18 protein-coding genes and 1 pseudogene are annotated in these 26,895 nt (G+C 44.4%); 4 read left to right on the top strand and 15 right to left on the bottom strand.

Going from position 1 to position 26,895, the window contains the following annotated elements:
- Nucleotides 1-70: 70 nt before the first annotated feature.
- Nucleotides 71-1,174 carry a response regulator transcription factor gene (locus CZ379_RS12530; RefSeq protein WP_110931924.1) on the bottom strand — a complete coding sequence of 368 codons (1,104 nt, stop codon included), beginning with the start codon at nt 1,172-1,174 and terminating at the stop codon, nt 71-73.
- On the bottom strand, nt 1,167-2,981 hold the full coding sequence (locus CZ379_RS12525; RefSeq protein WP_199925590.1) for a sensor histidine kinase: 1,815 nt from the start codon (nt 2,979-2,981) through the stop codon (nt 1,167-1,169). The genes CZ379_RS12530 and CZ379_RS12525 overlap by 8 nt, the downstream gene beginning before the upstream one ends.
- Before the next feature lie 274 nt (nt 2,982-3,255).
- Here CZ379_RS12525 and hcp point away from each other — a divergent pair, with 274 nt between their 5' ends.
- Nucleotides 3,256-4,947 carry a hydroxylamine reductase gene (gene hcp, locus CZ379_RS12520; protein WP_199925589.1) on the top strand — a complete coding sequence of 564 codons (1,692 nt, stop codon included), beginning with the start codon at nt 3,256-3,258 and terminating at the stop codon, nt 4,945-4,947.
- Nucleotides 4,948-5,212: 265 nt separating this feature from the next.
- On the opposite strand, the gene CZ379_RS12515 is transcribed toward hcp, so the two are convergent.
- Entirely contained in the window at nt 5,213-6,046 is an 834-nt protein-coding gene (locus tag CZ379_RS12515; RefSeq protein ID WP_110931922.1) for an AraC family transcriptional regulator, read from the bottom strand.
- 144 nt (nt 6,047-6,190) lie between these two features.
- On the opposite strand from CZ379_RS12515, the gene CZ379_RS12510 reads away from it, so the two are divergent.
- Nucleotides 6,191-7,288, top strand: a complete 1,098-nt coding sequence (locus tag CZ379_RS12510) for a glycoside hydrolase family 88/105 protein (protein ID WP_110931921.1) — start codon at nt 6,191-6,193, stop codon at nt 7,286-7,288.
- Nucleotides 7,289-7,438: 150 nt separating this feature from the next.
- Here CZ379_RS12510 and CZ379_RS12505 read toward each other — a convergent pair whose 3' ends face one another.
- The 12 genes from CZ379_RS12505 to CZ379_RS12445 all read right to left on the bottom strand — a co-directional run bounded on the left by CZ379_RS12505 (nt 7,439) and on the right by CZ379_RS12445 (nt 24,818).
- Nucleotides 7,439-8,833: a sensor histidine kinase gene (locus tag CZ379_RS12505; RefSeq protein WP_110931920.1), complete on the bottom strand. Its 1,395-nt coding sequence runs from the start codon at nt 8,831-8,833 to the stop codon at nt 7,439-7,441.
- On the bottom strand, nt 8,830-9,504 hold the full coding sequence (locus CZ379_RS12500) for a response regulator transcription factor (protein WP_110931919.1): 675 nt from the start codon (nt 9,502-9,504) through the stop codon (nt 8,830-8,832). Before CZ379_RS12500 ends, CZ379_RS12505 begins: the two co-directional genes overlap by 4 nt.
- A 60-nt stretch (nt 9,505-9,564) precedes the next feature.
- Complete coding sequence (locus CZ379_RS12495) at nt 9,565-11,670, bottom strand: MMPL family transporter (RefSeq protein ID WP_110931918.1); 2,106 nt, start codon at nt 11,668-11,670, stop codon at nt 9,565-9,567.
- A gap of 160 nt (nt 11,671-11,830) precedes the next feature.
- Nucleotides 11,831-12,886 (bottom strand): cysteine peptidase family C39 domain-containing protein, encoded by a 1,056-nt coding sequence (locus CZ379_RS12490; RefSeq protein WP_110931917.1) that lies wholly within the window; start codon nt 12,884-12,886, stop codon nt 11,831-11,833.
- Nucleotides 12,879-16,037: a non-ribosomal peptide synthetase gene (locus tag CZ379_RS12485; protein WP_110931916.1), complete on the bottom strand. Its 3,159-nt coding sequence runs from the start codon at nt 16,035-16,037 to the stop codon at nt 12,879-12,881. Before CZ379_RS12485 ends, CZ379_RS12490 begins: the two co-directional genes overlap by 8 nt.
- Nucleotides 16,038-16,253: 216 nt before the next feature.
- The gene (sigK, locus tag CZ379_RS12480) at nt 16,254-16,781 is read right to left on the bottom strand and encodes an RNA polymerase sporulation sigma factor SigK (protein ID WP_110931915.1); all 528 of its coding nucleotides are present in this window, start codon (nt 16,779-16,781) and stop codon (nt 16,254-16,256) included.
- Nucleotides 16,782-17,104: 323 nt separating this feature from the next.
- Nucleotides 17,105-18,448, bottom strand: a complete 1,344-nt coding sequence (locus tag CZ379_RS12475) for a NosD domain-containing protein (RefSeq protein ID WP_110931914.1) — start codon at nt 18,446-18,448, stop codon at nt 17,105-17,107.
- 414 nt (nt 18,449-18,862) lie between these two features.
- Complete coding sequence (gene scrK, locus CZ379_RS12470) at nt 18,863-19,735, bottom strand: fructokinase ScrK (protein WP_110931913.1); 873 nt, start codon at nt 19,733-19,735, stop codon at nt 18,863-18,865.
- A gap of 494 nt (nt 19,736-20,229) precedes the next feature.
- Nucleotides 20,230-21,669: a glycoside hydrolase family 32 protein gene (locus tag CZ379_RS12460; protein WP_110931912.1), complete on the bottom strand. Its 1,440-nt coding sequence runs from the start codon at nt 21,667-21,669 to the stop codon at nt 20,230-20,232.
- A 24-nt stretch (nt 21,670-21,693) separates the two neighbouring features.
- Complete coding sequence (locus tag CZ379_RS12455; protein WP_110931911.1) at nt 21,694-22,548, bottom strand: carbohydrate ABC transporter permease; 855 nt, start codon at nt 22,546-22,548, stop codon at nt 21,694-21,696.
- A gap of 13 nt (nt 22,549-22,561) precedes the next feature.
- Complete coding sequence (locus tag CZ379_RS12450) at nt 22,562-23,488, bottom strand: carbohydrate ABC transporter permease (RefSeq protein WP_110931910.1); 927 nt, start codon at nt 23,486-23,488, stop codon at nt 22,562-22,564.
- Nucleotides 23,489-23,537: 49 nt separating this feature from the next.
- Nucleotides 23,538-24,818, bottom strand: coding sequence for an ABC transporter substrate-binding protein (locus tag CZ379_RS12445; protein ID WP_234404899.1), 1,281 nt, complete (start codon nt 24,816-24,818; stop codon nt 23,538-23,540).
- A 410-nt stretch (nt 24,819-25,228) separates the two neighbouring features.
- On the opposite strand from CZ379_RS12445, the gene CZ379_RS12440 reads away from it, so the two are divergent.
- Both CZ379_RS12440 and CZ379_RS12435 read left to right on the top strand, forming a co-directional pair.
- Nucleotides 25,229-26,116 carry a helix-turn-helix domain-containing protein gene (locus CZ379_RS12440; protein ID WP_110931909.1) on the top strand — a complete coding sequence of 296 codons (888 nt, stop codon included), beginning with the start codon at nt 25,229-25,231 and terminating at the stop codon, nt 26,114-26,116.
- Between the two features lie 82 nt (nt 26,117-26,198).
- A pseudogene (locus CZ379_RS12435) lies at nt 26,199-26,460 on the top strand (IS66 family transposase); the annotation flags it as partial.
- Nucleotides 26,461-26,895 lie beyond the last annotated feature (435 nt).

Genomic DNA, 26,895 nt, shown 5'->3' with positions numbered 1-26,895 from the left:
AATTGTTTAGTGCTTTGATTAATGTAATAATCGAGCACAATAAGGAATAAACAGGACAAAAAAGACGAATCTATTCAGGATTCGCCTTTTTTGCATGAAGCTGCTCGAATTCGGAAGGTGTCAGACCATATCTTTTTTTAAAGCATTTACTGAAATAATTCGGGTCATTATATCCTACTTTCTCTGCCACGGCGGATAATTTTATTGACCTGATTAGCAGGATGTCCTTCGCTTCCTTCATGCGAATGTAGGTAATATAATCTACGACTGAAATGTTAGCTTCCTTCTTAAACACCTTGCGCAAATAGCTGGCATCTATATATAGAGCTTGCGCCACCCCTTCGACGGTCAGCTCTGAATCCGGATAGTTTTGTAGAATATATGCTTTGGCTGACGTAAATAATTGATACGATTTGGATGGCTTAAAGGATTCTCTATAGTTAACCGCTTTGCTGAAGAGCTCAAGAATCCATAGCTCGGCCTCTTCCCAGGATCGAAGCGTTTGTAGCTGCTGTTCAAGTGTGCTATCGGTTCCCCATACTTCTTCTGGGCTCAGTTCAGACTCAATAATGTAAGCGCGGCAAAGGTTGATTAGTGCCTCCAAATAGCCCCTTCCTATAACGCTTGAAATTTCGATATTGTTCATTTCATGCCAGATTCGGCTTAGCTCCTCGCGGACTGCATCCATCTCTCTCATCCTTAAGGTTAAAATTAGCCTCTCCTGAACATCAAAAGGAACAACTTCAGTGCTCCTCGTTTTCGGCGGGATGGTATTCTCCTGAATAGCAGGCCGTGATAGTTCATCCAAGGTACGCTTTACACGCTGCAGCGTCGTTGAAAATTCAACCTTATTGAACGGCTTAAGCAAATAATCTTGGGCTCCGAGCCGGATCGCCTGCCTCGCATAATCAAACTCACTGTGCCCTGTCACAAATACAACGGATATATCAGGCTGCGTCTGCTTTAATAGTTCCGCCAATTGCAGCCCGTCGATAAAAGGCATGGATATATCAATGAATGCGAGATCGGGGCGATTCTCCTTGGCTTCCTCCAGCGCTTCTCTTCCATTAGCCGCCTCGCAGCAAATATGAAATCCATGGCTAGCCCAGTCGAGCTTGCTGCGCATATAGTCTCTGAATAGTGGTTCATCGTCAACAATCATAACCTTATACATGATGCTCACCTTTGTTGTAGTTATTGGGTAGGATTAGTTCAACTATCGTTCCCTCGCCTTCCCTGCTCTCGATATGAAGGCCATAAATGTTACCGAAATACAGCTTCAATCTCTCATGCACGCTAAATATACCGATCGATTTTCTTTTATCAGAATCCGCTTTGAAATCAGTAATTTGGGATACAAGCTGTGGAGACATTCCCACTCCATTATCCTCCACTTTAATAATCACTTGCTCCCTGTCCGCATGCGCACTAACTCGAATAAAACCGCTGCTGTCCTTTGTCTTCAATCCATGGTATATCGCATTTTCAGCAAGGGGCTGCAGTGACAGTTTAGGAATGTTGATTCCCTTAAGTTCGTCAGGAATAGCGATATCATATTGTAAAATATGAGGATAGCGAACCTGCATAATCGTTAAATAATCATTAACGATTTTCACCTCTTCCTCTAGCGTAATAATCTCATAGCCCTTACTAAGAGCAACGCGATAGAAGTCCGCAAGAGCTTTGGTCGTGTCCCTGGCCTCCTCCGTTCGTTCCATATCCGTAAGCACATAAATCGTATCCAAGGTGTTGTAAAGGAAATGCGGCTTGATCTGGGCATGCATAAGCGCCAGCTCGTATTCCCGCTTACGAAGCTGCTCATTCTCCACGGTGGCGATAAGCTGCTTAATTCGATCGATCATGAGGTTGAATACGGAAGCGAGCAGCCCCGTCTCATCCTGTGTACGAATAGCTGCGGTAACGTTCAGATCCCCTTCCTTCACTCTCCGCATCGACTTAGCAAGCTGAAGCAGGGGATTTACTATGATCTTGGATAACAGAGCTATCCCTAGAAGCGCAAGCAATAAACAAACCATCCCAATCGCGACGGTCATCCAAACATTATGACTGATCATGCTTTTTAGTGCAGTCATCGGATTAATGTTCACTAAGCTCCATTTCATTCTGTCGTAAGGATATACACTTATGAATTCCCGCCCTTGGGCACGATCGATAATCTCGGAATACGGTTCGCCAAAAAACGTCAAAGGCCTCTTAATCATTAAGTTATCAAATGGCTCCAGAACATATTCCGGATTCGAACTGGAAATAATCCTCTGTTCAGTATCCACCAGCAAATAAGTTTTGGAAATGTCCTGATTTTTCCCTGTACCTAGAAATGAAGAGAATGTCGTTTCCTTCACATTGACGAATAGAGAGCCTAGCTTATTGCCGCTATCTACATCGATCACGACCTTGCCAAGAGTAAGAACTGGAACCGCCGGGTCACTGACCAGAAAATTACGCTGCTCCATAGAAAACCAGCGATTCTTTCCATAGCTTCCCATCCGAGTCACCTGTTCAATCATTCCACTATTAAATATCTGATGCTCATACTCGTTTATGCGCGAGTATGAAGTATGAATGTGGTTGTTCTTGTCGATGAAAATGGCAGAGTCAACATCAGGAAACAGAATAAGGCCGGTGGATAGTTTACTTTGGAGCTGTCTTCTGAACTTTAGCTCTTGTACCGAATCGCGCTGCTCCGGCGAGCTAGCGACGATGCGATTAATGTCAGTAGCAATAAAGTTAGCGCTATTCTCGGCATTGCTAATAATAGAATCCAATTGGGAGACAATTAATTTTGACTCATCCCGTGCGCTTTGCTCCATATTTTGAATGGTAGATTGGCTGAAATTATAGCTTGAGAGATATCCCGATATAAAAAGTGGAATAAAAATTAGAGGAAGGAAAATAAAAATAATTTTGTGCATGATTTGTAACCGTCCAAACCATGGGAACAGGGTCTTCCATCTTCTCACAACAATACCTCCAGTAATTCCATAGCTGCTATTCATTATTATCCATTCTAAAATTCAAATTCCCTTTTGTATAGGATGTTTTAATAACTTCTGTTTCCACAATGTGAAGCTGCCTTCTTTATTTTCTCTAATTATGGATATTTTGGATCAAATTGATATTTTGTGATTCCAATCACCCGATTGCCTTTACTCCTGCGTTATGCTTCGGATGGATTGGCAATGTGCATGTTTGCACAAGCCGTTATTAACAATTATAAATTAGGAGGTCAAACCAATGGATCAAGCTCCGTTCAATAATCATGACGAGCAGATGCCCATGTTTTGTTTTCAGTGCCAAGAGGCATCTAAAGGTGTCGGCTGTACAATCGTAGGTGTTTGCGGAAAAACGCCTGATGTCGCCAACCTGCAGGATCTGCTTATTTTTACTTTGAAGGGAATTTCCTTCTTTAGCATCGATACGGAACTGCCCGACGCGCTGGAACGCCGGACATCCGTTTTTATTATGGATTCGTTGTTCGCCACGATCACGAACGCCAATTTCGACCGGGATGTGTTCGTCGCTAAAGTTCGGGAGGCGCTCGCTCTTCGCGATGAAGTGCGTGAGCACTGGGAGCATCAGCATCCAGCAAGCAGGACGACACTGCCGGATGCGGCGGTTTGGCATAGCAACGATGAAGCGGCACTTGATGCCAAAGCTCAGGAGGTTGGCGTGCTCGCCACAGAAGACCCCGATATCCGTTCCCTGCGTGAATTGCTCACCTATGGACTGAAAGGTATGGCTGCATACCTGTATCATGCCTATCAACTGAATTATACTAATCGTGAAGTCGAGCAGTTCATGCAGCGTGCGCTAGCGGCTGCTTTGGACGATGCATTGACTGCTGACCAGCTGGTCGCACTCGTGATGGAGACAGGGAAATTCGGCGTAGATGCCATGGCCTTGCTTGACCAAGCGAATACCGGCGTATATGGCCATCCCGAGGTAACGAAAGTCAATATCGGGGTGCGTAATCGCCCGGGCATCCTAGTGAGCGGCCATGACCTGAAGGATTTGGAGGAACTGCTGCAGCAAACCGAAGGAACAGGCGTTGACGTGTATACCCATAGCGAAATGCTGCCGGCTCACTACTATCCGGCCTTCAAGAAGTACGATCATTTTATCGGGAATTACGGCAATGCCTGGTGGAAGCAAGCTAGTGAATTCGAAGACTTCAACGGTCCGATCCTGATGACGACCAACTGCATCGTACCGCCAAAGCCAGGCTATGTGAATCGCATCTTTACGACGGGCAACACCGGCTATCCTGGCTTACAGCATATTCCGGAGGGTGTAGACGGTCAACCTAAAGATTTCTCCGAGATGATTGCCCTCGCCAAGCAGTGTCAGCCTCCGACCGAGCTGGAGACTGGAGAAATCATTGGCGGCTTTGCCCATAACACCGTAACGAGCATCGCCGATGATGTGGTGGATGCTGTTAAAGCGGGGGATATTCGGCGTTTCTTCGTCATGGCGGGATGCGATGGCCGGATGAAGTCGCGCAATTATTATACCGAGTTTGCCCAGCAGCTTCCCCGCGACACGGTCATCCTAACTGCGGGCTGTGCAAAATACAAATACAATAAGCTTGATCTCGGCGAAATCGGTGGTATCCCGCGCGTTCTCGATGCGGGCCAATGCAACGACTCCTATTCGCTCGCCATCATTGCGCTGAAGCTAAAAGAAATATTGGGACTTGATGACATCAACGAACTGCCGATTTCATATAATATCGCCTGGTATGAGCAAAAAGCGGTTATCGTGCTGCTGGCCCTGCTCTATCTCGGGGTCAAAAACATTCATCTCGGGCCAACGCTGCCTGCCTTCCTCTCTCCAAACATAACGAAAGTGCTGGTGGAGCAGTTCGGCATCGGCGGCATCACAAATGTCGAGGATGACATGGAGATGTTCCTTGGGGCCTATGCTTAAGAAGTGAATTAGAAGGTACATCGCTAGGCAATGCATAGGAATAAAGCGGTTTTATTGATTGCTAAATTAAAATAATCAAGGAGCCTTGCTGGGACATGACTCCTTGTTACACTTACCGCTTAAAAAAAGAGATTGGCTATAGAATTTTTTACGCGAATCGAAGTAGACCGCAATCCTTATCACAGTGCGGTCTACTTCTTTGTGTTTTGAAGCCATCATCAGGGAGGTATTCGCAGCTAGGCAAATAAAAATTTAAAACCTGGTTTCACAGATTTCTTCTATAATATAATGGCGCGTTGCCCGTAACCTCTTTGAACACCCGCCCGAAATGCGTCACACTTCCAAAGCCTACCCTCCTGGCGATTAAATTGACCTTCATGGAGGAGTGCTCCAGCAGCTTCTTAGCTTCCTTAATCCGCACGCTGTTTACGTACTCTACATATGTAAAACCCGTCGCTTTTTTAAAATAACGGCTCAAATAATAGGGGCTGATATAAAACTTGTCCGCCAGCAAATGCAGTGATAATTCCTCCGTATAATGTTCGTTGATATAGCGAACGATCTCCGATATTCTTTCGTGCATGGGACTTGGCGAGGCCAGCGCCTCCATGGCGTTCTGCTTGAGGTGCCTGCAACAAATGATAAGCAACTGCACGGCGAGCGTCTGCGCAAACAATTCGAAACCACTCGCCTGTTCCTTCATTTCCTGAATAATAGCCCTAGAAAGCGATCCGATCGACAGTTGGTCACGCAAAGAACCGTTCACGATCAGATAATCCTGTTCCAGCAAAGGCCGAAGCGCTTCCTTATGGGAACTATCCGGCGAAAAATACTGCTCGTGTATATTAATGATGAGCCGCTCATGCTTCGGCTGGGCTGCATTGATCGTACGATGCAGAATATTCGGCGCAATAATGACAACATCGCCCTCGTTCATCGCTATTGTTCGATCTTGAATAAAAATATTCCGCTGGCCGGACATCAAATAGTAGATTTCATACGTACTGTGAAAATGGCTGACCGGCATATGGTGACTTAACGCTTCCCGATGGGACACCAGAAAATTTCCTGTGCGATTCTCGAAATAAAGATCTCCCAAACTGCTCCGCTCTCCTTCCTACCCATTGTTCCTTCTGCTGTTCATTATACCGCAAGAAGTAAGAAGAAATAGGTCAAATCTGCAAAACATGTACATTTTACGATGCTAGAATAGAGATATAAACAAGAAGGAGGAAGGATATCGATGCCATCATCCACATCCCTTATGACCCCAATACAATGGGCGCAAAAGGCCTGCGAAGCGCTAATGGCCAAATTCGAGCCGGAGGATCTTCCGCCGGATCGCTTCCACTATCATCAAGGCGTCTTTCTCTCCGGCATGGAAAAATGCTGGCGGCAGAACGGAGAACAAAAGCTGTATGACTATATGAAACGTTGGGTAGATAGCCAGATTCTCGAGGACGGCAGCATCAAAAAGTTTAAGTCCGACGAGCTCGACGACATTCAGCCCGGTGTACTTCTCTTCACCCTCTATGAACAGACAGGAGACGAGCGATACAAAAAAGCGCTGCATACCCTAGTGCCCCTGTTGAAATCGTGGCCGACGAATCCGTCGGGAGGATTCTGGCACAAGGGACATTACCCGAATCAAATGTGGCTGGACGGCTTGTACATGGCCGGCCCGATTGCCGTGCAATTCGCTAAAACTTTCGGCGACAGCGAATATTTCTCCATGATGACCTTCCAGGCTCTCCTCATGGAGAAGCATACGAAGAGTCCGGACAACGGCCTGCTGTACCACGGCTGGGACGAGACCAAAGAGGCCAATTGGGCTGATCCCGTCACGGGTCGTGCTCCGGAGTTCTGGGGCCGCGCTATTGGCTGGTATCCCGTCGCTTTGTTGGAGATGTTCGAATACCTGCCGGAGGATCACCTGGATAAAGCCAAGCTCGTGACCATTCTGCAGGATCTGCTTATCGCTCTGACAAACTATCAGGATCCCGCCACCGGACTATGGTATCAAGTCGTCGACAAAGGAGATCGCTCGGATAATTGGCTAGAAAACTCCTGTACGGCGCTGTTTGTGCATGCCATTGCTAAAGCCGTCCGGTTCGGGTATCTGGACGCCAAGTACATGGACTATGCCTGGAAAGGCTACCAAGGCGTAATCGATACACTGAAGTTCGACGAGAACGGCAACGTCGTCATTGGCAACATTTGTATCGGGACCGGCATCGGCGACTATGACCACTACATTGCCCGCCCCACCAGCGAAAACGATCTGCACGGCGCCGGCGCCTTCATTCTTATGTGCGTAGAGATGAGCCTGGCGGCAGGATAATACGGGATCTATAAGCAGCTAAAATAGAGCCGGCATCCGCCGGCTCACCATAAATAAGTATTTTCACTTTTAGTCTTATAAAACTAATGCCTATGTTTCATCAACGCTAGCTTCTCGATCCGCGAGACATAACCCGAGGCTTGGCCAAGATCATGGGTTGCTTAGGTGAGAATTCCTTTTAGGCAATGTAATCGTAAAACAGGTTCCTTCCCCGAGCTTACTTGAAACTTGAACACTTCCACCATGTAATTCGACGATTTGTTTGACGATGGTCAATCCAAGTCCTGTACCTTCTTTGCTTCTGGAAGTATCCTCCCGGTAGAAACGCTCAAACAAATGGTGGAGCTCACTATCCTGTATGCCTATCCCGGTGTCTTTGAACTGAATGGTAATGCAATGATTGAAGTCCTTCATCTCGATTTGGATGGAACCATGAGGTTTATTGTACTTCAAAGCATTGGTTAATAAGTTATCCCATACCGTCTCCAATAGGCTCTTATCTCCGTAGAAATGGACAGGAGTCGTTTTATAATAAAGCTCGATGCCCATTTCCTCGATGCGCCATAAATATTTTTGCGACAAGCTTTTGAGCTGTTGATCTAACGAGAAGAATGAACGCTCCAATCTATAATTCGACTGATCTAATGAAGTAAGAAGCAATAGCTGTTTCGTCAAAATCGAGAGACGTTTCGCTTCCGCCTCGATAATGGATGAGAACGTTACTCTTTCTTCCTCCGTTGTCGATTGGGATTTCAACAAATCCGCATAACCTTGAATATTAAGAAGCGGCGATTGAAAATCATGCGACACATTGCTAATGAACTCTTTCCTGGACTGATCGTTCACCTGCAGTTGCTTTGTCATCTGATTGAAGCTCTCGGCAAGCTGTCCGATCTCGTCTTTCCGATTAACCTTTAGCAAATGATCATACTTCTCCAGCGAAATCTGTTTGGTTGCTTCCGTAAGCTGCGCGATAGGCCGAATAATCTGTTTAGCAGTAACAAGCATAGCCAGAAGGCTAATCAATGCCATGGTTATAATCATGATCGCGAAAATAATGTGAAGTTCATCAACAAGAACATCAATATGCGGCCGTAAAAATAATCCATAAAGTTCACCTTGATAGCGAAATGGCACGCCCACTGTATTTTCGAGTTCATTGGCAAACCTTCCGCTCATGAAGGTCTGATTCGGAAAGCTTTCCATTCCGTTATAAATCTGTCCGCTAAATACAGATGATTTCACAGCTTCCGGTAACGTTTTTACTTTAAACTCGCTGCCAATAAATTGAGAATAACCCGATTCGCTAGTCACATATAACTGATATCCCACCTGACCAAGCGTGTTTAAATAAAGATCTATATCTAAATTTGGAGTAGATTCAATGTACTTTGTAATTTGCTGCGCTATCTGGATATTTTCCCTATCACTCAATTCTTTAGTGGCCAAGAGATAGTACGTATTCATCAAAAAGAAAGAGACAACTGTACTAAATAACATAATAAGAACAGTAATCAGGGTAAATTGCCGATACAGAGTTTTCACGAATGCTGAACCTCTAATCGATAGCCCACGCCGCGAGTCGTGCTAATTTCGACGTTTGCACCCAATTGCGTTAAACGCTCGCGAAGTCGCTTGATATGGGTATTCAAGGTATAATCATCCCCCTCATAATCATGTCCCCAAATCTTCTCCATGATCATGCTGCGTTCCATGATGTGATTCGGACGGCTAGCCAGTAAGGCTAATAGTTCAAATTCTTTTAACGGCATCACAAGAGTACGCTCACCCGTGGATACTTCATAGGTTTGACGACTAATGGTCACATTGCCTACCTGAATAACCGACTGATATTCCTTTTCATATCTCCTTAGGATAACAGCGATACGGAATAGCAGCTCCTTCGGCTCGAATGGCTTCACGACATAATCTTCTGATCCCGCCAAGAAACCTTTAGTCTTGTCTTCCAGTTCGCCTTTCGCGGTTAGAAGCAGAACCGGAATGCCGTAGTCTTTGCTTAAGATTTTCGTTAATTCAATTCCGTCCATTCCAGGCATCATCACGTCAACCACAGCGAGGTCAGGTACTTCATTCTCCAGCATATCCAAAGCTTCTGATGCGTTATTCGCGTTTAACACTTGATATCCTTCACGTGTGAGATGAATGCTGACAAGCTGTAAAATGTTCTTATCGTCATCAATTACAATGATCTTCATCGGAGACCTCCTCAGCCAAAAAATGCGGAGACCGTAGAAATAGTCTCTGCATTTTTCACATTACTTACCCTTATCCTTCTCGAAGAATAAGATAACAGCTGGCAATAGTATTCCGCGTACTAAGAATGTATCCATCAGAATTCCAATGGCTACAATGAACCCGAAAACAAACAAATCAGCAATAGGCATGGTCATTAGCGCTGCGAACGTGGCTGCTAATATGATACCGGCCGAAGAGATGACACCGCCCGTGTTGCGAATGGCAATCTCTAACGCTTCCTTCACCTTGCGGGATTTACGTTCCTCTAAGAATCGGGAGACCAGAATAATGTTATAATCAATGCCCAGCGCGACTAGGAAAATAAAGGAGTAGACAGGAACGCGCGTACTTATCGCATCATAACCAAAGAAGACATCGACAAGGAAGAGACCAAGTCCTAATGCAGATACGAATGAAATCAGAATTGTTGCCATCATGTAAGTAGACATTCGGATTGATTTGGTCAAAACGAACAGCAAGCCAAGAATGAGTACCGTCTCAAGAACAACAATCAGCCATATATCGCGGTTATTTACCTCACGCTCATCAACCAGCTTCGGTGTGATACCGCCATAATGAATCTCTCCGGTTACCCCTGCATCGACTAGCATCTCATCACTGCGATCGCGCAGATCTTTGAGCAGATCTATGGCTTCTACCGAATAAGGATTAAGGTCAAGCGTCATGCTGTATTTTAGTGCTGTATGATCCTCCGATACACTGTTCAACCTAACCGAAGCAACGTTGTTTTCGTCAAGCAGTCTCGTACGAAGCGCTTCGATTTGTTCTTCAGACAGGGCCTGATCGCTTTCAACCAAGATCGAGGTAGGTGCTAGCTCCCCCTTATTAAACCGAGTTTCCACAATCTCATATCCTTCACGAGAAGGTAAATCTTTCGGAAAGGATTTGACCATATCGAACTCATAATTTAAGTTAAACACATTAAGTGCGGTCACGACCATCATCATCGCAACCAGTCCACCCGATAATCCTGGCTTGTTGACTACAAATTTAGCTACTGCACCCCAGAAACCATGTTTGATTTCTCCGGTTTTGCCGAACTTAGGCACTCTTGGCCAAAATGCTTTACGCCCAAACAATGTAAACATGGCAGGTACCAGCGTGATCGATGCTATCATAATGATGAGCATGGTGGTACCGAATATAGGCGCGAAATTTTGGTAATCCCGGAAGTTTGCGAAGAATAAAACAAGCATTGCCGCAAATATTGTACCGCCTGCAAGGAATACCGGCATGCCTGTAGCACGCATGGCATGCTTCATGGCATCGTACTTGCTTTCGTAATGATTCAACTCCTCACGGAAGCGCGAGAAGACGAACAAGGAGTAATCAATAACTGCCGCGAACAGGAGGATACTCATAATCGAGGTTGTCGAGTTATTAATTTCCAACCCGCCTGAGCCCATCAAGGCAATGATCTGATTTGTAACCTGGTAGACAATCGCTGTCGCCAATAAGGGAATGAGGGCCAACAATGGGGATCGGTAAATCACGATTAGAAGCAATAAAATAATCCCGATCGTCGCCAGCAGCAACACGATGTCCGCCCGTTCAAATAGCTTTAACGTATCCCCAGCAATACCTGCAGGACCCGTTATTCGAAATGTGGTGTCCGTAAATCCTTGCGCGGCTTCGTTTCCGATTCTTGCAACAGCATCGACAGTTTCGCCAATCTGACGGCTGTCGGCAGCCGGGTCTAGGGTCATAGGAATAATCATCGTGGATTTATCCTCAGACATGAATGCAGCGGTCGCTTGAGGTGGCAATTTGGCAATATCTACGATTTGGTCAACGCCTGCCACATCTGTCGATATAATCGCATTCATAATTTCGGTTACTGCCGTAAGATTTACTTCGCCATCATCATTATGAAATACAAGAATACCAGGCGTCCCTTGATCATTCGGAAAGTACTGCTCCAGCTTTTCATTCGCAATGATGGATGGCGCATCGTTTGGCAACGATTGGAAATTTGTCACCTTATAGTTGCTTAATTGGGGTCCGGCGCTTAAACCAATCATGAGAACAAGCCACACCACAAGCGTAATCCACATACCTCTCTTTGTCGTAACCCAATCTGTAATTGATGTCAATAGTGACTTCATCTTTTCCTCCTTGGTTTCTAATATCAATACATAATCTCGGTTCTACGGCTTTCATCATATTCTACGAATCTAAACTCAAAATAAACTTTTATAGAATTGCCAGAAAATGCGGGATACACGTAAAAAGGCACCCGATTGGGCGCCTTTGCATTGCTTGTCGTTATGAACACGTTACTTTGGATTTTCCGTGCAGCTCATTCAGCACCTGCTCCAGCACCTGCGATTCTTTAATCGCAAGCATGTGGATTTTTGCCATTGCCTCTTCCAGCAAGCTCGTATCTTCCTTTAAGAAGAATGCGTACTTGTAAAATAGTTTCCGGATCAAAAAGGCCTCTCGTTCAATCTCTTGATACTGGGCAGTCAATTTTTCGGGCGGGCTCCAATAGCGGTGCTGCTTCATATACTCCAATCGGTCGGCCATCATTTTTTTGTGCTCCCAAAGCAGGTGAACCGGGATAATGTTACGGTATAATGTGGAATCGGATTGGAGCAAACGCAAATATTTGACGATTTCCTCGTAAACCTTAAGCCCGTACACGTGATTATTGGGACTGGCGATCGACCTGTATCTCTCTGAACTGTTGCGGGACAGCACATAGTCCTCCAAACTTTCGATCACCAGATGAGGATCAAATGCATAGGTTCGATCTTTATTTAAGCTGTACAGTATAATCTCCTTCGTATAATACGCTTTCCTGCGATCCGCCTGTCGATAGCTTTCTAGAAACGACTCATATCCAATATCCGTTTGTCCGTACTCATAATTGTGATTAAAACCGAGCGTATGAAATACTTGCTCTTCATCATCATAACCGAACAATAAAGTGTCATGCGCAAAGTGATGCCGCCTGTACATGGCCTTCCCGGGCAAATAAAATTCATCCAGAAATAAATAGACATAGTCTCCCTGATCGATACTTCGCTTGAAAAAAGCGATCAAATCCGTCCCCGTCTCCATCCGGCTGAGCAGATCTGCCGTAATTATTTTGAGATGAAGTAACTCATTGTAATGATGTGTATGCATGGGCTGATAGTAGTTAACAAAGATATGTTCATCCAGATGATTAAAAAACTCGGGATCCGCGCTCCATTGAATATAATGGCTATGAAGCCAGGGAAAAAAGTGCGGATGCTCCGGCATAACGGATAATGGATACGCATGGTGCAAATAGCTATACAGTGCAGGCTGCATATGAATGGGGAGCTTATTATGCATTATTGTATTCCCCTCCGCCAATAACAACTGCCAGCTTCTCTTCGATAAACGCTGCCATCTTACGGATCGTATTGCATTCATGGAGATCGAAATGGTCGATGTCAAAATGTTTCTGCAATTCTACCTCAAGCTTGAGCGCAAGTAACGAATGACCGCCAAGCTCCACAAAAACGTCATCGATACCGATATTGACTTTTTCAAGCACCTCCGACCATACGGTGGCCAGCTTCTGCTCCAGCTCCGTTTGCGGTTCAGCGTACTCCGTTCCTGTATAGTGAGATCTCTCGCTTGGCTCTGGCAGGGCTTTGCGGTCAATTTTTCCGTTGGGGCTTAACGGCATTTCATGAAGTTGAACGAACCGCGTGGGAATCATAAACCTAGGCAGGGACTGTGACAAAATATCCCGCAGTTCGCCAGCCCCAATTCTCCTGTCTGCCACGTAGTATCCGCAAAGCTGCTTCTCTCCGGCTTCGTCCTCCCGCACGACAACAACACTTTGCTTGATGGAAGGAACCTTAGCCAGTTGAGCATCGATTTCACCGAGCTCAATACGGAAACCGCGTATTTTAACCTGATGATCCATTCGCCCGACATACTCAATCGTTCCGTTAGGCAGCCATTTTGCGAGATCGCCTGTTCTGTACATGAGTTCTCCTGTCGCGAAAGGATGATCTACAAATACCTCGTTCGTCAGATCATCTTGATTTAAATACCCCCGGGAAAGGCCGGCTCCCCCGATACAAAGCTCCCCTGGAACACCGATCGGCTGAAGCTGACGATCTCCATTGACGATATACATTTTGGTATTGCTGATCGGTGAGCCAATCGGCAGGGTTGCCGCTTCTGGATTAATGCTGTTAATTTTCCAGTACGCCGCATATACCGTACACTCGGTCGGGCCATATATATGATATAAGCGGCCTGCACCTAACATATCCAGTGCTCTTCTCACATGGGATACCGATGCCTGCTCTCCCCCAAAAAAGATGGCCTTCATATTTTTCAAGCTCGATAGGTCACAATCTATAAACAAGTTAAATAATGCTGTCGTCATAAAAGCAACCGTGATTTGCTCATTTTTGATCAGAGCCGTAATTTGGGCAATCTCTCTCATCGTTTCCTTCGGAACGAGGATGAGTGCCGCCCCGTGCAGCAAAGCGTTATAGATATCAAATGTGGATCCGTCGAACGCATAGCTGGACAATTGAAGAACCCTGTCCTGCTCTGTGATCTGAAATTCGCTTGCACCCTGGATCAGACAGGTTACATTGCGATGCGTCACAAGAACCCCTTTTGGAGCGCCCGTTGTCCCCGAAGTGTACATCATGTACATCAAATCTCCCGGTTGATTCACATCCGGCAAATTGGTTTTCTCTTCGCAATAGGAGATTTCTTCGTCCAACACAACTTGATGCTCCACGCCCACAGCCTTGGCTGAAAGATGCTTTTGCAGCAGCATCAGCTTTATTCCGGAATCACCGATCATGTAATTCATCCGCTCCTGCGGATATTCCGGGTCGAATGGAACATAGGCGCCTCCGGCTTTGAGGATCGCGATAAGACCTGTAATCATCTCCATGGATCGTTCCGCGAGAATGCCTACAAACTGCCCTGCCTTGACCCCTTTGTTTCGCAAGGTGTACGCCAGTTGATTCGCCCGTTCATTTAATTGGCGGTAAGTCATCGACTCGCCTTGAAATGCCACCGCAGTTCGATCCGGGAACCGGTTTGCCTGCTCCTCGAACCACTGATGCACCGTCACATCTCTGACGGGAAACGAGGTGTTGTTGAAATCCATCAGAAGCTTGTTCTTCTCTTCCTTAGTCACGATGTCAAAATCCTTGAGCCTTTGCTCCGGTGATTTCATTCCCTGCTCCATAACCAACATCAGCCGATCGCAAATTTGCCGTATTTCCTCCTCCATAAATAGGCAGATTCTGTAATCTATTTTAAGCAGCAGATTGCCGAATATATTATGCAAATGAAATACAGCGTCCAAAGTGAGATCCTCGCAGCCATAATCTTCACTATTCCCCAAATGCGCGTCGGCTTCTTCCGCCTGCCCCATATCCAAATAATCCATGCTTAGCTGAAATAAACGGTTCACATGGGGATGACTCTTCCTGATCTCAGACAGCAGAAGATCATATGGATACTTATGATACCGCAGGGCAGACAATTGTTCCTGACCCGCCTGTGAAACAAGTCCCCCGAATGTCATCTCCCGATCAAGCGTTATTCTTAATGGCGTAGTGCTGACAAACATGCCGAGCGCATGTTTATCATTGAAATTTGTACGGTTCAAATAATTGGTACCGACGACGATATCTTGGTTGGATGTTAATTTGAACAGAAGTATAGAGAGGGCGCTTAGAAGCAAGCTCGAAGGGCTCACATGATGCTCTTGGCAGTAGTGATTGATTTGCTCTGACAGCGGCTTGGGCAGAGAATACGACAACCTTGCAGCATGTGTATCTATGGCAGGTACAAGGTTAGGCTTGATCGTAGAGGAATCCGGAACAGTTTGAAATTTTTCGAGCCAATATTTCCGATCTTTCGCAAACCTGCCGGACTGAATATACTTTTTCTCTTCTTCTATATAAGCTTGATAGGAATATGGCAGAGGTATTTGAGGAGATTCCCCATGAAGCAGCTTTTGATAAAGCCTGTAAACTTCCAATCCGCATTTACTAAGGGAGAATCCATCTTGAATGATATGATGGGATTTCATGTATACCCATGTTTCGCCCTCGCCTTTTAAAATGATGCAAAAATAATACAATTCCGAATCGATAAGCTGAAACGGAATTTTTCCTTGTTCCCGAATCCACGCGTCAATGACGGATTGATCCGTATCCTGGCTGAATTGAACGATATCAACGGGTTTTAGCTCAGGCTGCTGCACAAACGTTTGATATACTTCCCCCAAATCTCTGACATGCAGGCGCAGCTGAAAAATATCATAAGATGCAATCAACGCTTGGACAGCCTTCTCCAGTACGGTTACATCCAGCCTTCGCTCAAACTTCAACGCCGCATTCAAATTTCCAATCGAGGTACCCGGATAGGTTGCTTCCATCATCCAGATTCTTTGCTGAGGATGTGTTAATTCTTGCTCCCCGTTTGTAACGACCAGTTCATTTGGATCCATCTTTCCACTCCTGTTCTCTCTATATTTTTCCACCTAATTTCCATGCGGAGAAATTATAGCATGTCGGAGTGGTGTTTTATGCTTCAATATTTTACATTTAATGTTTAAATCCTTCTGATTGGAAATGCAACTATTCAAATTTGTGATTCGAACAACAGTTACTTGCATTTCCAGACTGAAAAACAAAAGAAGTTCTTATCCCCTGAAATGGACAGTTTACTTTTTCTTATAAAACTCATGATACAGCTTCATCAGCGCCCGCTTCTCAATCCGCGACACATAGCTCCGGCTAATGCCGAGCTCCTTGGCGATCTCCCGCTGCGTTCTCTCCTCGCCGCCATGCTCGAGACCGAACCGCCCCTTAATAACCTCTTGCTCCCTGGCTTCGAGAATATCCAGGTTTTGATAGATTTTGCTCTTCTCCATCTTCAGTTGAACCCGGTCTACCACATCATCCGCCTCGGTTCCCAAAATATATATGAGCGTAATCTCATTGCCCTCTTTGTCCGTTCCAATTGGATCGTGCAGCGACACATCTTTACGTGTCTTCTTCAGTGACCTTAAATGCATCAGTATCTCGTTCTCGATGCAGCGGGCCGTAAACGTCGCCAGCTTCGTCCCTTTGTTCGGCCGGAAGCTCTCAATCGCTTTAATCAAACCGATTGTTCCAATGGAGATCAAATCCTCCAAGTCTTCGCCCGTATTGTCGAATTTCTTGACGTTGTGGACACGATTCGATGTCAATTTCTAAAAAAAAGTAACGGACTTTTAAATTGTTTGTCAGTTAAAGAGCTTTAGCCATTATACAAAGGGTATATATGACCTCATTCTGCCATTGTCATGCTTTCTCTAAAATTAAAATAAAACATTTTCTGGAACCACCCCTAAGAAAAGTCCCTTTTTCTGTGTACTTTATTTTTTTATCCAAATATGGGAAATGAAAAAAGAGGTGCTTCCATCGCTGGAAGCGCCCCAAAAAATTAAATGACAAGCGAAATAATTCAAATGTCCGACTTGCAATTGAAACTTTTGAACAAAAATTACCACAAAATAGTTGAGTATTTTATTTATGCTCCTGGCGTTGGTGTGGCTCTGAATGCATTTACAGTCTTGTCCATAACAACCTGTGCATCGCTTCCCGAATCAAGAATCGTATTTTGAAGCGATTCTTTTTCTACCAATACTGTTGTTACGGTAAGCGGCTCTGATGCTTCGGTAGTCAACAAAGCGTCTACTTGCGCAGAGAAACAAGAATCACTTACCTTGGCATGAACCTCAGTGGCAACAACATGATTATTAGAAATATAATTTCCATTACCCGAAACAATACGTATGATTACAGGTGTGGCACCTACCGGCTTGATGTTCTGAGTATTTATTCCTTCAGAAAAGTGATTAGCTATTATAGAATTATTATTACCACTGATATAGAGGAGACCATACAAATCATCTAAACCATTGTCTATTCCCAGAAAAGGGGTCCAAGGTTCATGGTCACGTAAAAAGTGATTTGAAGAAACCAAGTTTTCCGAACAATTTTTCCTGAATACCACCATTCCTGGATAAAATGAATGAAGTCTATTATTTGTGATACTGGAACGTGTCACACCATCAAAATAGATACTGCTCGCACCTCGTGGAAAAACATTATTCGCTGTAATCAAAAGTCCACCAAAATTTTGAGCGTAAATTGAATATCCTTTAAAACCAGCTCCGATCAAGTTATCGGTTATTTTTGAAGCCTGTCCCCAACCTCGTAGTTCTATACAGTTACCACACTCAGCAATGAAATTATCGTGTATAGTCAGTGCATCAGCATGATAGATCGTAATTCCATGCTCTAAATACACAAAGCCCATGCCTGTAATCCGAAATGAGTCACAAGCGCTCGCAACATAAATACCCGTTTTCCCATTAATATATGTGTTTTCCGGATATATTTCTCCTGAACCATCTTCAATAAAATGCAAACCATCAATACAAAAATCAGAAAACTCTACCGAACTTATTCGGGGATTTCCACTTCGTTCAACATAAAATGCAGCTCCTTTATATTCCTCGTCATTTACTTCTAGGGGAATATCTACGAGTATGCGACTTCCTCCCGGCCATAATTCATGCAAATCCGGCCATTCATTCTCAGGAGTATTAAAACGAATACTCGAAGATGTAAACCCGTGTCCAGAACCCATAATTTTAAGATAACTGATGTCTATAACTACTTGACTGACAAGATGATAATCTCCCGGTGGAATATAGATAACCGCACCCGGCTTTCCGCCTTTATTCACATCAGTGTCCGTTTGTCTACTTTTAATATCTGCTATAATGCTATTGATTACCTCACCAATATCCTCATACGGATTACCGATAGGCCACTCTGTTACGTCGTAATAGTTTTTACTAGCCATAAATAAATTCTCCTATCAACTTAGTGTGTTTGTTCACAAACTACTTTTTCCTTGATATAGCTGGAAGTAAAGCCTCACGAATTCGTGCTGTTCCTGCAGCTTTTCTGATTATTTTTCGCTCAGAAGGATTACTACCTAACAAGAAAAATCAGTTTTTTTTCCGAAAGACGTTCAGATTCTTAATAAGACTTTATGAACTCGCTCAATTCTTATTATCTTCATTTAAGACGAAAAGCGCTTTCTACTTGCCGACAACATTAGATATTCCGAATGCACGTCGGAGTTTAGGGGAGGATTACCAACCTTTAATCCGCAGCAGGAGCTTCCCCTGCCAATTTAGACATAGAGTAAGTCTTTGAAATCAAAGACTAACAAAGCTACCTGCTTCCGCGGGCTCCCCTCATCACAAGCATTCTACGCTTCCCACACACGGTCCCTCGCTAAGGCAAAGCAGCCGATCGTCCCTGCATTATTTGCTAACGCCGGCGTCACGATATATTGGGCGAGATCGGGCGTTCGGACATAATTGTTCAGCAAATCCTTGAATATCACGCGCACGCGCTGAACCATGTGCTCTTGCTGCATAACGCCCCCACCGAAAATAATCCGCTCCGGGGAAAGCTGGAGCGTTGCGGTGTACGCACATTGCGCAATGTAATACGCTTCGATCTCCCAGTACAGGTGATCTGCTGGCAGTTCTTGGCCCTTCACACCGAATCGCTTCTCGATCGCCGGCCCCGCCGCCAACCCTTCCAGACAATTCTGATGATAGGGACAAGCCCCTTCAAAGTGATCGTCGGGGTGCTGACGAACGAGGATATGTCCCATCTCTGGGTGACTGAATCCTTCGATGAATTGCCCCTGCTGGATGGCCCCGCCGCCGACGCCCGTTCCGATCGTATAGTAGACGATACTGGACAAGCCTTGGCCGTGCCCTTTCACATATTCCCCATAGGCTGCTGCATTGACATCGGTTGTCCAAGCGATTGGCACATGCAATGCCTCGGTTATCGTCCCTACAAAGTCAAAGTCCTTCCAGGCCAGCTTCGGTGTCGAGGTAATATAGCCATACGTTGGCGAAGCCGGATGAATATCAATTGGACCGAATGAGCCGATTCCAATCGCCTGCAATTCCTCTGCATATTGTTGGAAAAAATCAATCACCAGCGCTAGCGTCTCACTTGGCGTCGTTGTAGGAAAGCTGACTCTCTTGATAATCTCCAGTTCTGGCGTGCCTACGCTGCAAACGAATTTCGTCCCGCCCGCTTCAATCGAGCCCAGTAGCATTTCTCTTCCTCCCATCATTGTTCTTCCGTCAGATGAACATCCAATTCATAGATCATTTAATCGATTTCCTTCTTGTCCATTAACTCCACCAAGAGCGCGACGGCTTTATTGGCCAGCTCATCATAAGGCTGGATGACGCTTGGAAAAGAAGGATAGGTCATCTAACGACACATAGGTCCCATCATATCCGACTCATCTCAATGCTTGAGGAACCCGAATGCATCGCTTCAAAGCTTGTCTAAGCATCGCAATGATGACCAGATTTACCGAGAAGATCCGATCAATAAGTCTTATTTTTGAATAAATTACGTGCGACTTGATTAGGTATATAATTCAATTCAGCAATAGCTTGTTGGATCGTCGCTCCTGTCTTTGCGGAAATATATCCTTGTTATTCAAATACCCGGATCACCATTTTGATGGAAACCCCCGCTTTCTTTGCCACATCACTAATATTCGCCAAGATCGAGCACCCTTTCTCATCTTGCAACCAACTAATTACGTATTTCACTAAGGTTTAATCTAATTATTGTATTTGGAGAATCGCTCGTCACCGTAATTATTCGCTTGCCCTTTTTCATGAAGTTATTTACAGAGAACATTTTTCCTGATTCCACTCCAAAAATCTCCAAGCTGCAACTATCGGAATACAAAAGAAGCGGTTCATTGTCAGCAGCCACCATCGATTTCCCTGTTTTTCCAAACGGATTGTTAACATTGAAGTATTCTACACGCGTTCGAGAGCAAACAATCTGATCGGCGACTCCCTGCTCATTTCTGATGGTCAACGTTAAAGTACCCTGAAGATCCGTTCGATCTAATTCGAGCATAAAACTCTCCGAAATTTCTGCGGTTAACAGACGCTCTTCTTTCCAGACAAAAATCTCTTGAAACAGATACTGATTCTTCATATATTGCGAGATTTCTTGAATAGGTCTGAAACTTAATTGAGAACCCTTCAAAGTCACTTCTCTTGGCAAGCTCATCGCCCCGCACCACTGATCCATCTCTGACGTCGGGCCAAAATCTTTCCACCATGGCATCCAATCCCATCCATTCTGCCAAGCCATCATAATCCTTCGACCTTGATGGTCTAAAATCGATTGCGGCGCGTAAAAATCAAACCCATAATCAATCACTTCTTCGGATTCAATCCTAAATTTCCCCGTCGCATCATCGATGGTTCCAATCAAATATAGCGTTGTCGTCTCGCCGAGGCCCATTGGTGAAAAAAGAAGAACCGCCTTCTCTCCGATCCTAAAGAAATCCGGACATTCCCACATGGTTCCATAATTGCCTTGATAATCAACGAATGGGCCCGAGAGTTCCCAATCCACTAGATTATCCGACGTGTAATACAAGGCGTTTCCTCTCCCCGAAATACTCGTACCGACAATCATATGATACCGGCCATTATGCTCCCATACCTTCGGATCACGAAAATTCTCAGGCGTAACACCCGGATAATCCGCTTCGATAATCGGATTTCCCGCATACTTCGTAAACTTCACTCCATCTTCACTGATCGCAAGACATTGGGTCTGAATCACCTTTTCCCCTTGGAGGATCGTTCCGGTGTAGAAGATATATAATCGACCGTCTTTCTCAATCGCTGTTCCTGAGAAACAACCGCCTTTTTCATGATCGTCATAAGCTTCGCTCGGCGCCAATGCCACAGGGAGGTGCTCCCAGTGAATCAAATCTTTACTTTTGGCATGACCCCAGTACATTGCACCCCAATAAGGCTTGTACGGATGAAATTGATAGAATAAATGATACTCGCCTCGATACTGAATGAATCCATTCGGGTCATTCAACCAACCAACAGGTGTGCAGAAATGATAATTTTGGCGATATTGACTTTGACTGATTTTATCTCGATACTGGTTCAAATAGATATTCGCTTCTGCAATTCTTTGCTCATGCAAATCCATGCTGATCCCTCCGACATCGTTGTATTATTCCTTCACGGACCCGGCCATCATGCCAGATACCAGATATTTCTGTAAGAAGAACGAGATGACAATCACCGGAAAACTAAATAAAGTTGCTGCCGCAGTCATCGGTCCCAGATCCAAGTTGTATGCCGTCAAAAACTCCGACAACGCAACGGGCACGGTCTTTGCTGAGCTGCTCGTCAGTAGAAGTGCTAGCAAGAAATCGTTCCACGCCAACAAAAAGGTGAAGATCCCCGTCGAAATGATCCCTGGAATGGTGATCGGCAGAATGACTTTTCGAAAGCTCACAATCGGGGAAGCCCCGTCAATCGAAGCCGCCTCATCCATATCGATTGGAATGGCTTTAAAAAAGCTGATCATCATCCACAGTACAAATGGCATATTGACAGCTGCATACACCACGACTAGAGCAGGCAAATAATCATATAAACCGAATTTTTGGATCAATGCGTAAATTGGAACCGCGATACTAGACATCGGAATCATCTTGAGGCACAGGACAAGTACCAAGAAAAATCCGCTTAATTTCGATGCTGCTGTTCTGGAAATAGCATACGAAGCCATAGATCCTAAGATAAGACAAATAAGAGTACCCACTGTTGCTGCTACAATACTGTTGAGAAAGAATTTACCCATCCCCGCATATTGCGATAATTGAATATAATTCTCGATCGAGAAAGCCTTTGGAAAAAAAGTTGGCGACGTGGAAATCACTTCATTGGACGGCTTAAGTGAGGATAGCAACATATATAGGTACGGAAATATAAAGAGAACCAAGAACAATGCAGCTACTAAGTACATGATAAAGATCCAAACATTGTCTTTTCTATTTCGCCCGAGTTGTTCTGCAAACAATGGAATCGTCTCCCTATTCTTTTACTTTTCGCATGGATAGCAATGTAATTCCTACCAACAGCACAATGAAAATCACGGCCATTGCACTCGCATACCCTACATCACCGTACCGTTGAAGCATCTTGTAAATATGCACGCTCAAGAGCTCAGATGAATTGATAGGTCCCCCTTGTGTCATGACCCAAATAATATCGAAGGACCGCGCAGCATCAATAATCCGCACGACCAGAGCGCTCATAAGAATCGGTTTAATATTCGGTATTATAATCTTGAAAATCATTTGCGAACGACTTGCACCTTCGATTTCCGCTGCTTCGTATAGACTGTCCGGAACACCTTGAATCCCCGCTAGAAACATCAACATCATAAAGGGTGTTGTTAGCCAGACATCCGCAATGATACATGACAGGAGTGAAATTTTAGGGTCGGCCAGCCAGAGTATGCTGTTGGTGGATTCAATCAGCCCCAGCTTCACCAATAACGTATTAATAATGCCGAACTGGTTGCTCAGCATGAATTTCCAGATCAAACCGGCCACGAGCGGTGCAATCATTAATGGCGACAAAATCAAGGTGCGCAAGAAGCGGAACCCACGATATTTATGCGTAAAAACAACTGCCAAGGTCAAACCAATGACTGTCTCAAAGCCTACTGCCAACAACACATAAATGACCGTATTCTTAAACGACTTCCAAAACGAAGCAGATTCTACGGCACGGAGGTAATTATCGCCCCACGCAAAAGTGCGTGTCCCAACATCATTGGTAACAAAGAAACTGTCGAACACGAGCATGAATAACGGATATAACAAGAACAGGAACATAAAAATAGCTGCTGGCAAGAAAAACAACATCAATGTTTTTCGATCAATGGTCGAAGACACTCGTTTCTGAGATTTTTTTTTTGGAAGAGACTCTTCTGTTATCGTGATCATGTGCATCGTTAGACTCCTTGCTTAGGTGGCACGTTCGAACGCACCACCTTTTTTTCTATCTGCCTAGAATTTCTTCGATTTGCTTTTTAGCCAATGTTAATTCCGTGGTTGGATCGCTGCCGGATAGAACCTTTTGCAGCATCGGCGAGAGAACTTCATTTTCAATTTGGCTCCATTGCTCAATCTGAGGTCTGTTCTGCGTCTGTGCTCCGTCAAGGGTCGCTTCAATCGCCTTCACATGCGCATATTGCGGAATATCAATATACTTTTCAAAGACTGACTTTCGAGCTGCTACCCCTAACGATTCCATATACAGCTCATTTTGATCATACATGAATTTGAGATATTGCTCCGCAATGTCTTTCTTCTGAGAATCCTTCAAGATTACTTGATACCAGGGCCCTGGCACCGCGCCAATACCCTTCTCTCCCGCAATCATCGGTGCAGCACCGATCTGCCCTGGCAACACTTTATCCGAGGAGAGGTAAAAATGTCCCCACGCAAGCTGCATCGCCAATTTACCGTTATTAAACAGCTCTGCAGTTTCGCTACTTGCAATCGACAGATAATCCTCAGGGACAACTTTATCTTTGACTAGATTCTGCAGGAAGGTGAGCGATTGAACATACGGCTCTTCAGTGATATTCACTTCACCATTATGATCCAGCACCAAGGAATCAACGCCCGCTTGAGTAACATGGTCGAGCCAACTGCTGACAGCATCTCCGCCTGTCTGACCGAAGACGGAAGTGCCATACATTCCAGTGTTCGTGAAGAATTTTGCAACATCCTCATACTCTTTCCAACTCGTTGGCACCTTCAAGGCATAGCCGAATTCCTTCTCGAAGTTCGCTTGGTTATTTGGGTCCTTAAACAAACCTTTATGGTAGAGCAAAATTTTAGAATTACTCCACGTCGGAATCCCTAGCAAATCCCCATTTATCGTAGCGCTTTCACTTAATTGAGGTAAGAAATCATTCATCTGTTCTTCCGTCAACACATTCCCTAACGGTTCCAGTCCCTTCGCTAACGAAGGAAACCATAATACATCAATAATGGCTACATCGTGAGTCGATTTTTTCGCATCAATTTCAGCCTTCAACTTATCGTATACCCCGCTATAAGGAACAGAATCGATCTTAATTTTATAGCCTGTCTGTTCCTCAAACTTCGCTGCGGTTCTATTCGCCACTTCAAAAGCAGGACCACCGCCTTCAACTAATAGCGTTAACGTCTTGTCATTAGAGCTACCTGCAGAGTTACTTCCACATCCGACTAACACAACCAAGAAACAAAGAAACAGTAAGGCACTCTTCATTACACGTGTTGTTTTCATACTTTTCTCCTCTCAACTTATCTTGAACTACCGGACAACCGTCGACAAAACCATACAACCACCAAGATTATCAGACCATAATTTCTCTTGCACATTCATGAAGTGATACCCCCTCAATAAAAGACACGGTTCCCCCTCGTTCGATCCCAGCTCGATTCAGGTAGACTGCGTGAATCTTTGATAAATGGCAATCCGCTTAATGGCTGTTTTTTTGCCCAAACATTCATGTCCTGTTCCTGATGTAATTTTATGACGAGGTTGGCTTTCCTTATCAATAATTTCAAATCAATGGAACCGCTTCACCCATCACATATACATGTTATAATACGTTTATGGATTTGTATTTAGGTAGAATTATTATTTATTTGTCATATATTGCTTTGGAAAACACTCTGAAGGGAGAGACTAATATGAACTTTCAACAATTATCGCCGTACATCCGGTTAGCAATGGATAGTCATATCCCATTTCCTTGGTATTTAGAGGAGAGAGTATTATTTGACTATGAGTTACTTTACGTTAAGGAAGGCAGAATACAAGTAACCGTCGAGAATGATGTTTTTATCGGGGAATCGGGGGACCTCTTTCTTTTTCGTCCAAAGCAACGGCACTCTATTAGAAAGTTAGGAACAGAATTAGTACGACAACCTCATTTACATTTTGATTTGTTCTATAAGGAGGATAGTCCGGATGTGAAGGTTTCCTTTAAAAAACTTGAAGATATTACTGCGGATGAAATGAAATGGTTTCGAAACGACGATCTTGAGCAAATTATCCCTCAGATTCCCAGTCACATTCGGTTAAGGAATACCTTGGTTATAGAAAGAATCATCTTTGAAATCATAAAAGAATTTCAAATGACGTTACCCTTTTATGAAATAAATATAAAAGGACTGTTTTTGCAGTTATTGAATGTACTTTTACGTGAAAACTACTGGAACTGTAATCCACATCTAGTAACCAATATGGGAGAAATGGAGCAGTTGCGGATGTACTTGAACCACAATATCGACCGAAAGGTAACCTTAGATGAACTTTCCAAAATTTCGGGAATTAGCAAATACTATATGATTTCATTATTCAAACAATCATTCGGGAAGAGCCCAATCCAATATCATCTTTTACTAAGAATAGAAAAGGCGAAGGAAATGATTCAGTTCACTAATGATCCGTTAACGCTCATTGCCGAAAGTGTCGGCTTTCCGGATATTCATTCCTTTAGTAAAGCCTTTAAAAAAATAGATGGAGTTAATCCTTCCTTTTATCGTAAGAAAAAAGTCTATAAACATGAAGATTAGAATTATTCACTATATTCACCTGGAGAGCCTAATAGGAGGATGGTCTTAATTTCACGAATTAAGGGTTCTTTTTTGGGGGATGGTGATGAGCCAGAAGTATGCAGATAGTCAGCTACTGTACCTGCAGGAGCAGCAATTCGCACGCATGGGGCTGACGCTATCACTCCAGACACCTGGCATTAGATGATTTATGGTGCGGAGCACTGGCTTTCACTACTGACCCAGCGGATGAAGACGCATTTATCGAAGCAAGACATCCTACATACCGACGAAACAACACTGCATGCGAGCCGGGTAATTCTGCGAAATCCCAGTCGTATCTTTGGCTGTATCGCACGGGTCGAAGAATGATTCCTTGCTGTTCACCATAGGATTATCTGCAGTGTATCCCGTTCCAATGATATTTAAGCATTAACTTAGTCAACTGACTTCTCTACGACTGTCTAAATAACCCTCAAATCGTTTGTGTGTCTGTTGTATTACATACATTAAGGGGTATGCTTAATTCCGACAATAACAAGTTTATGCATGGAAAAAAAACCCTGTGGCTCAAGTGTTTTGAGATCAATATCTTTTATTAGTCGAACATATCCTGGTACTATTTCCTAACGACTGCGGTCCAAGGTTAGAACAACACCTTTTATTAGATAATTATCAAATCGTGTTATATATATGAAGATGAACGCCGCAGAATCTTCCCAGGCCTCTTGTCAGCAGCAGCAACCAATCAGGCCAGCGGTCAACTCCATTTCAGTCATGCTGTGTGAACTCCTACTTTG

It is taken from the genome of Paenibacillus bouchesdurhonensis (assembly GCF_900155685.1).
In the GTDB taxonomy this organism is placed as follows: domain Bacteria; phylum Bacillota; class Bacilli; order Paenibacillales; family Paenibacillaceae; genus Fontibacillus; species Fontibacillus bouchesdurhonensis.
The sequence above is the reverse complement of the archived record's forward strand: the minus strand, read 5'-3'. Positions and strand labels throughout refer to the sequence as shown.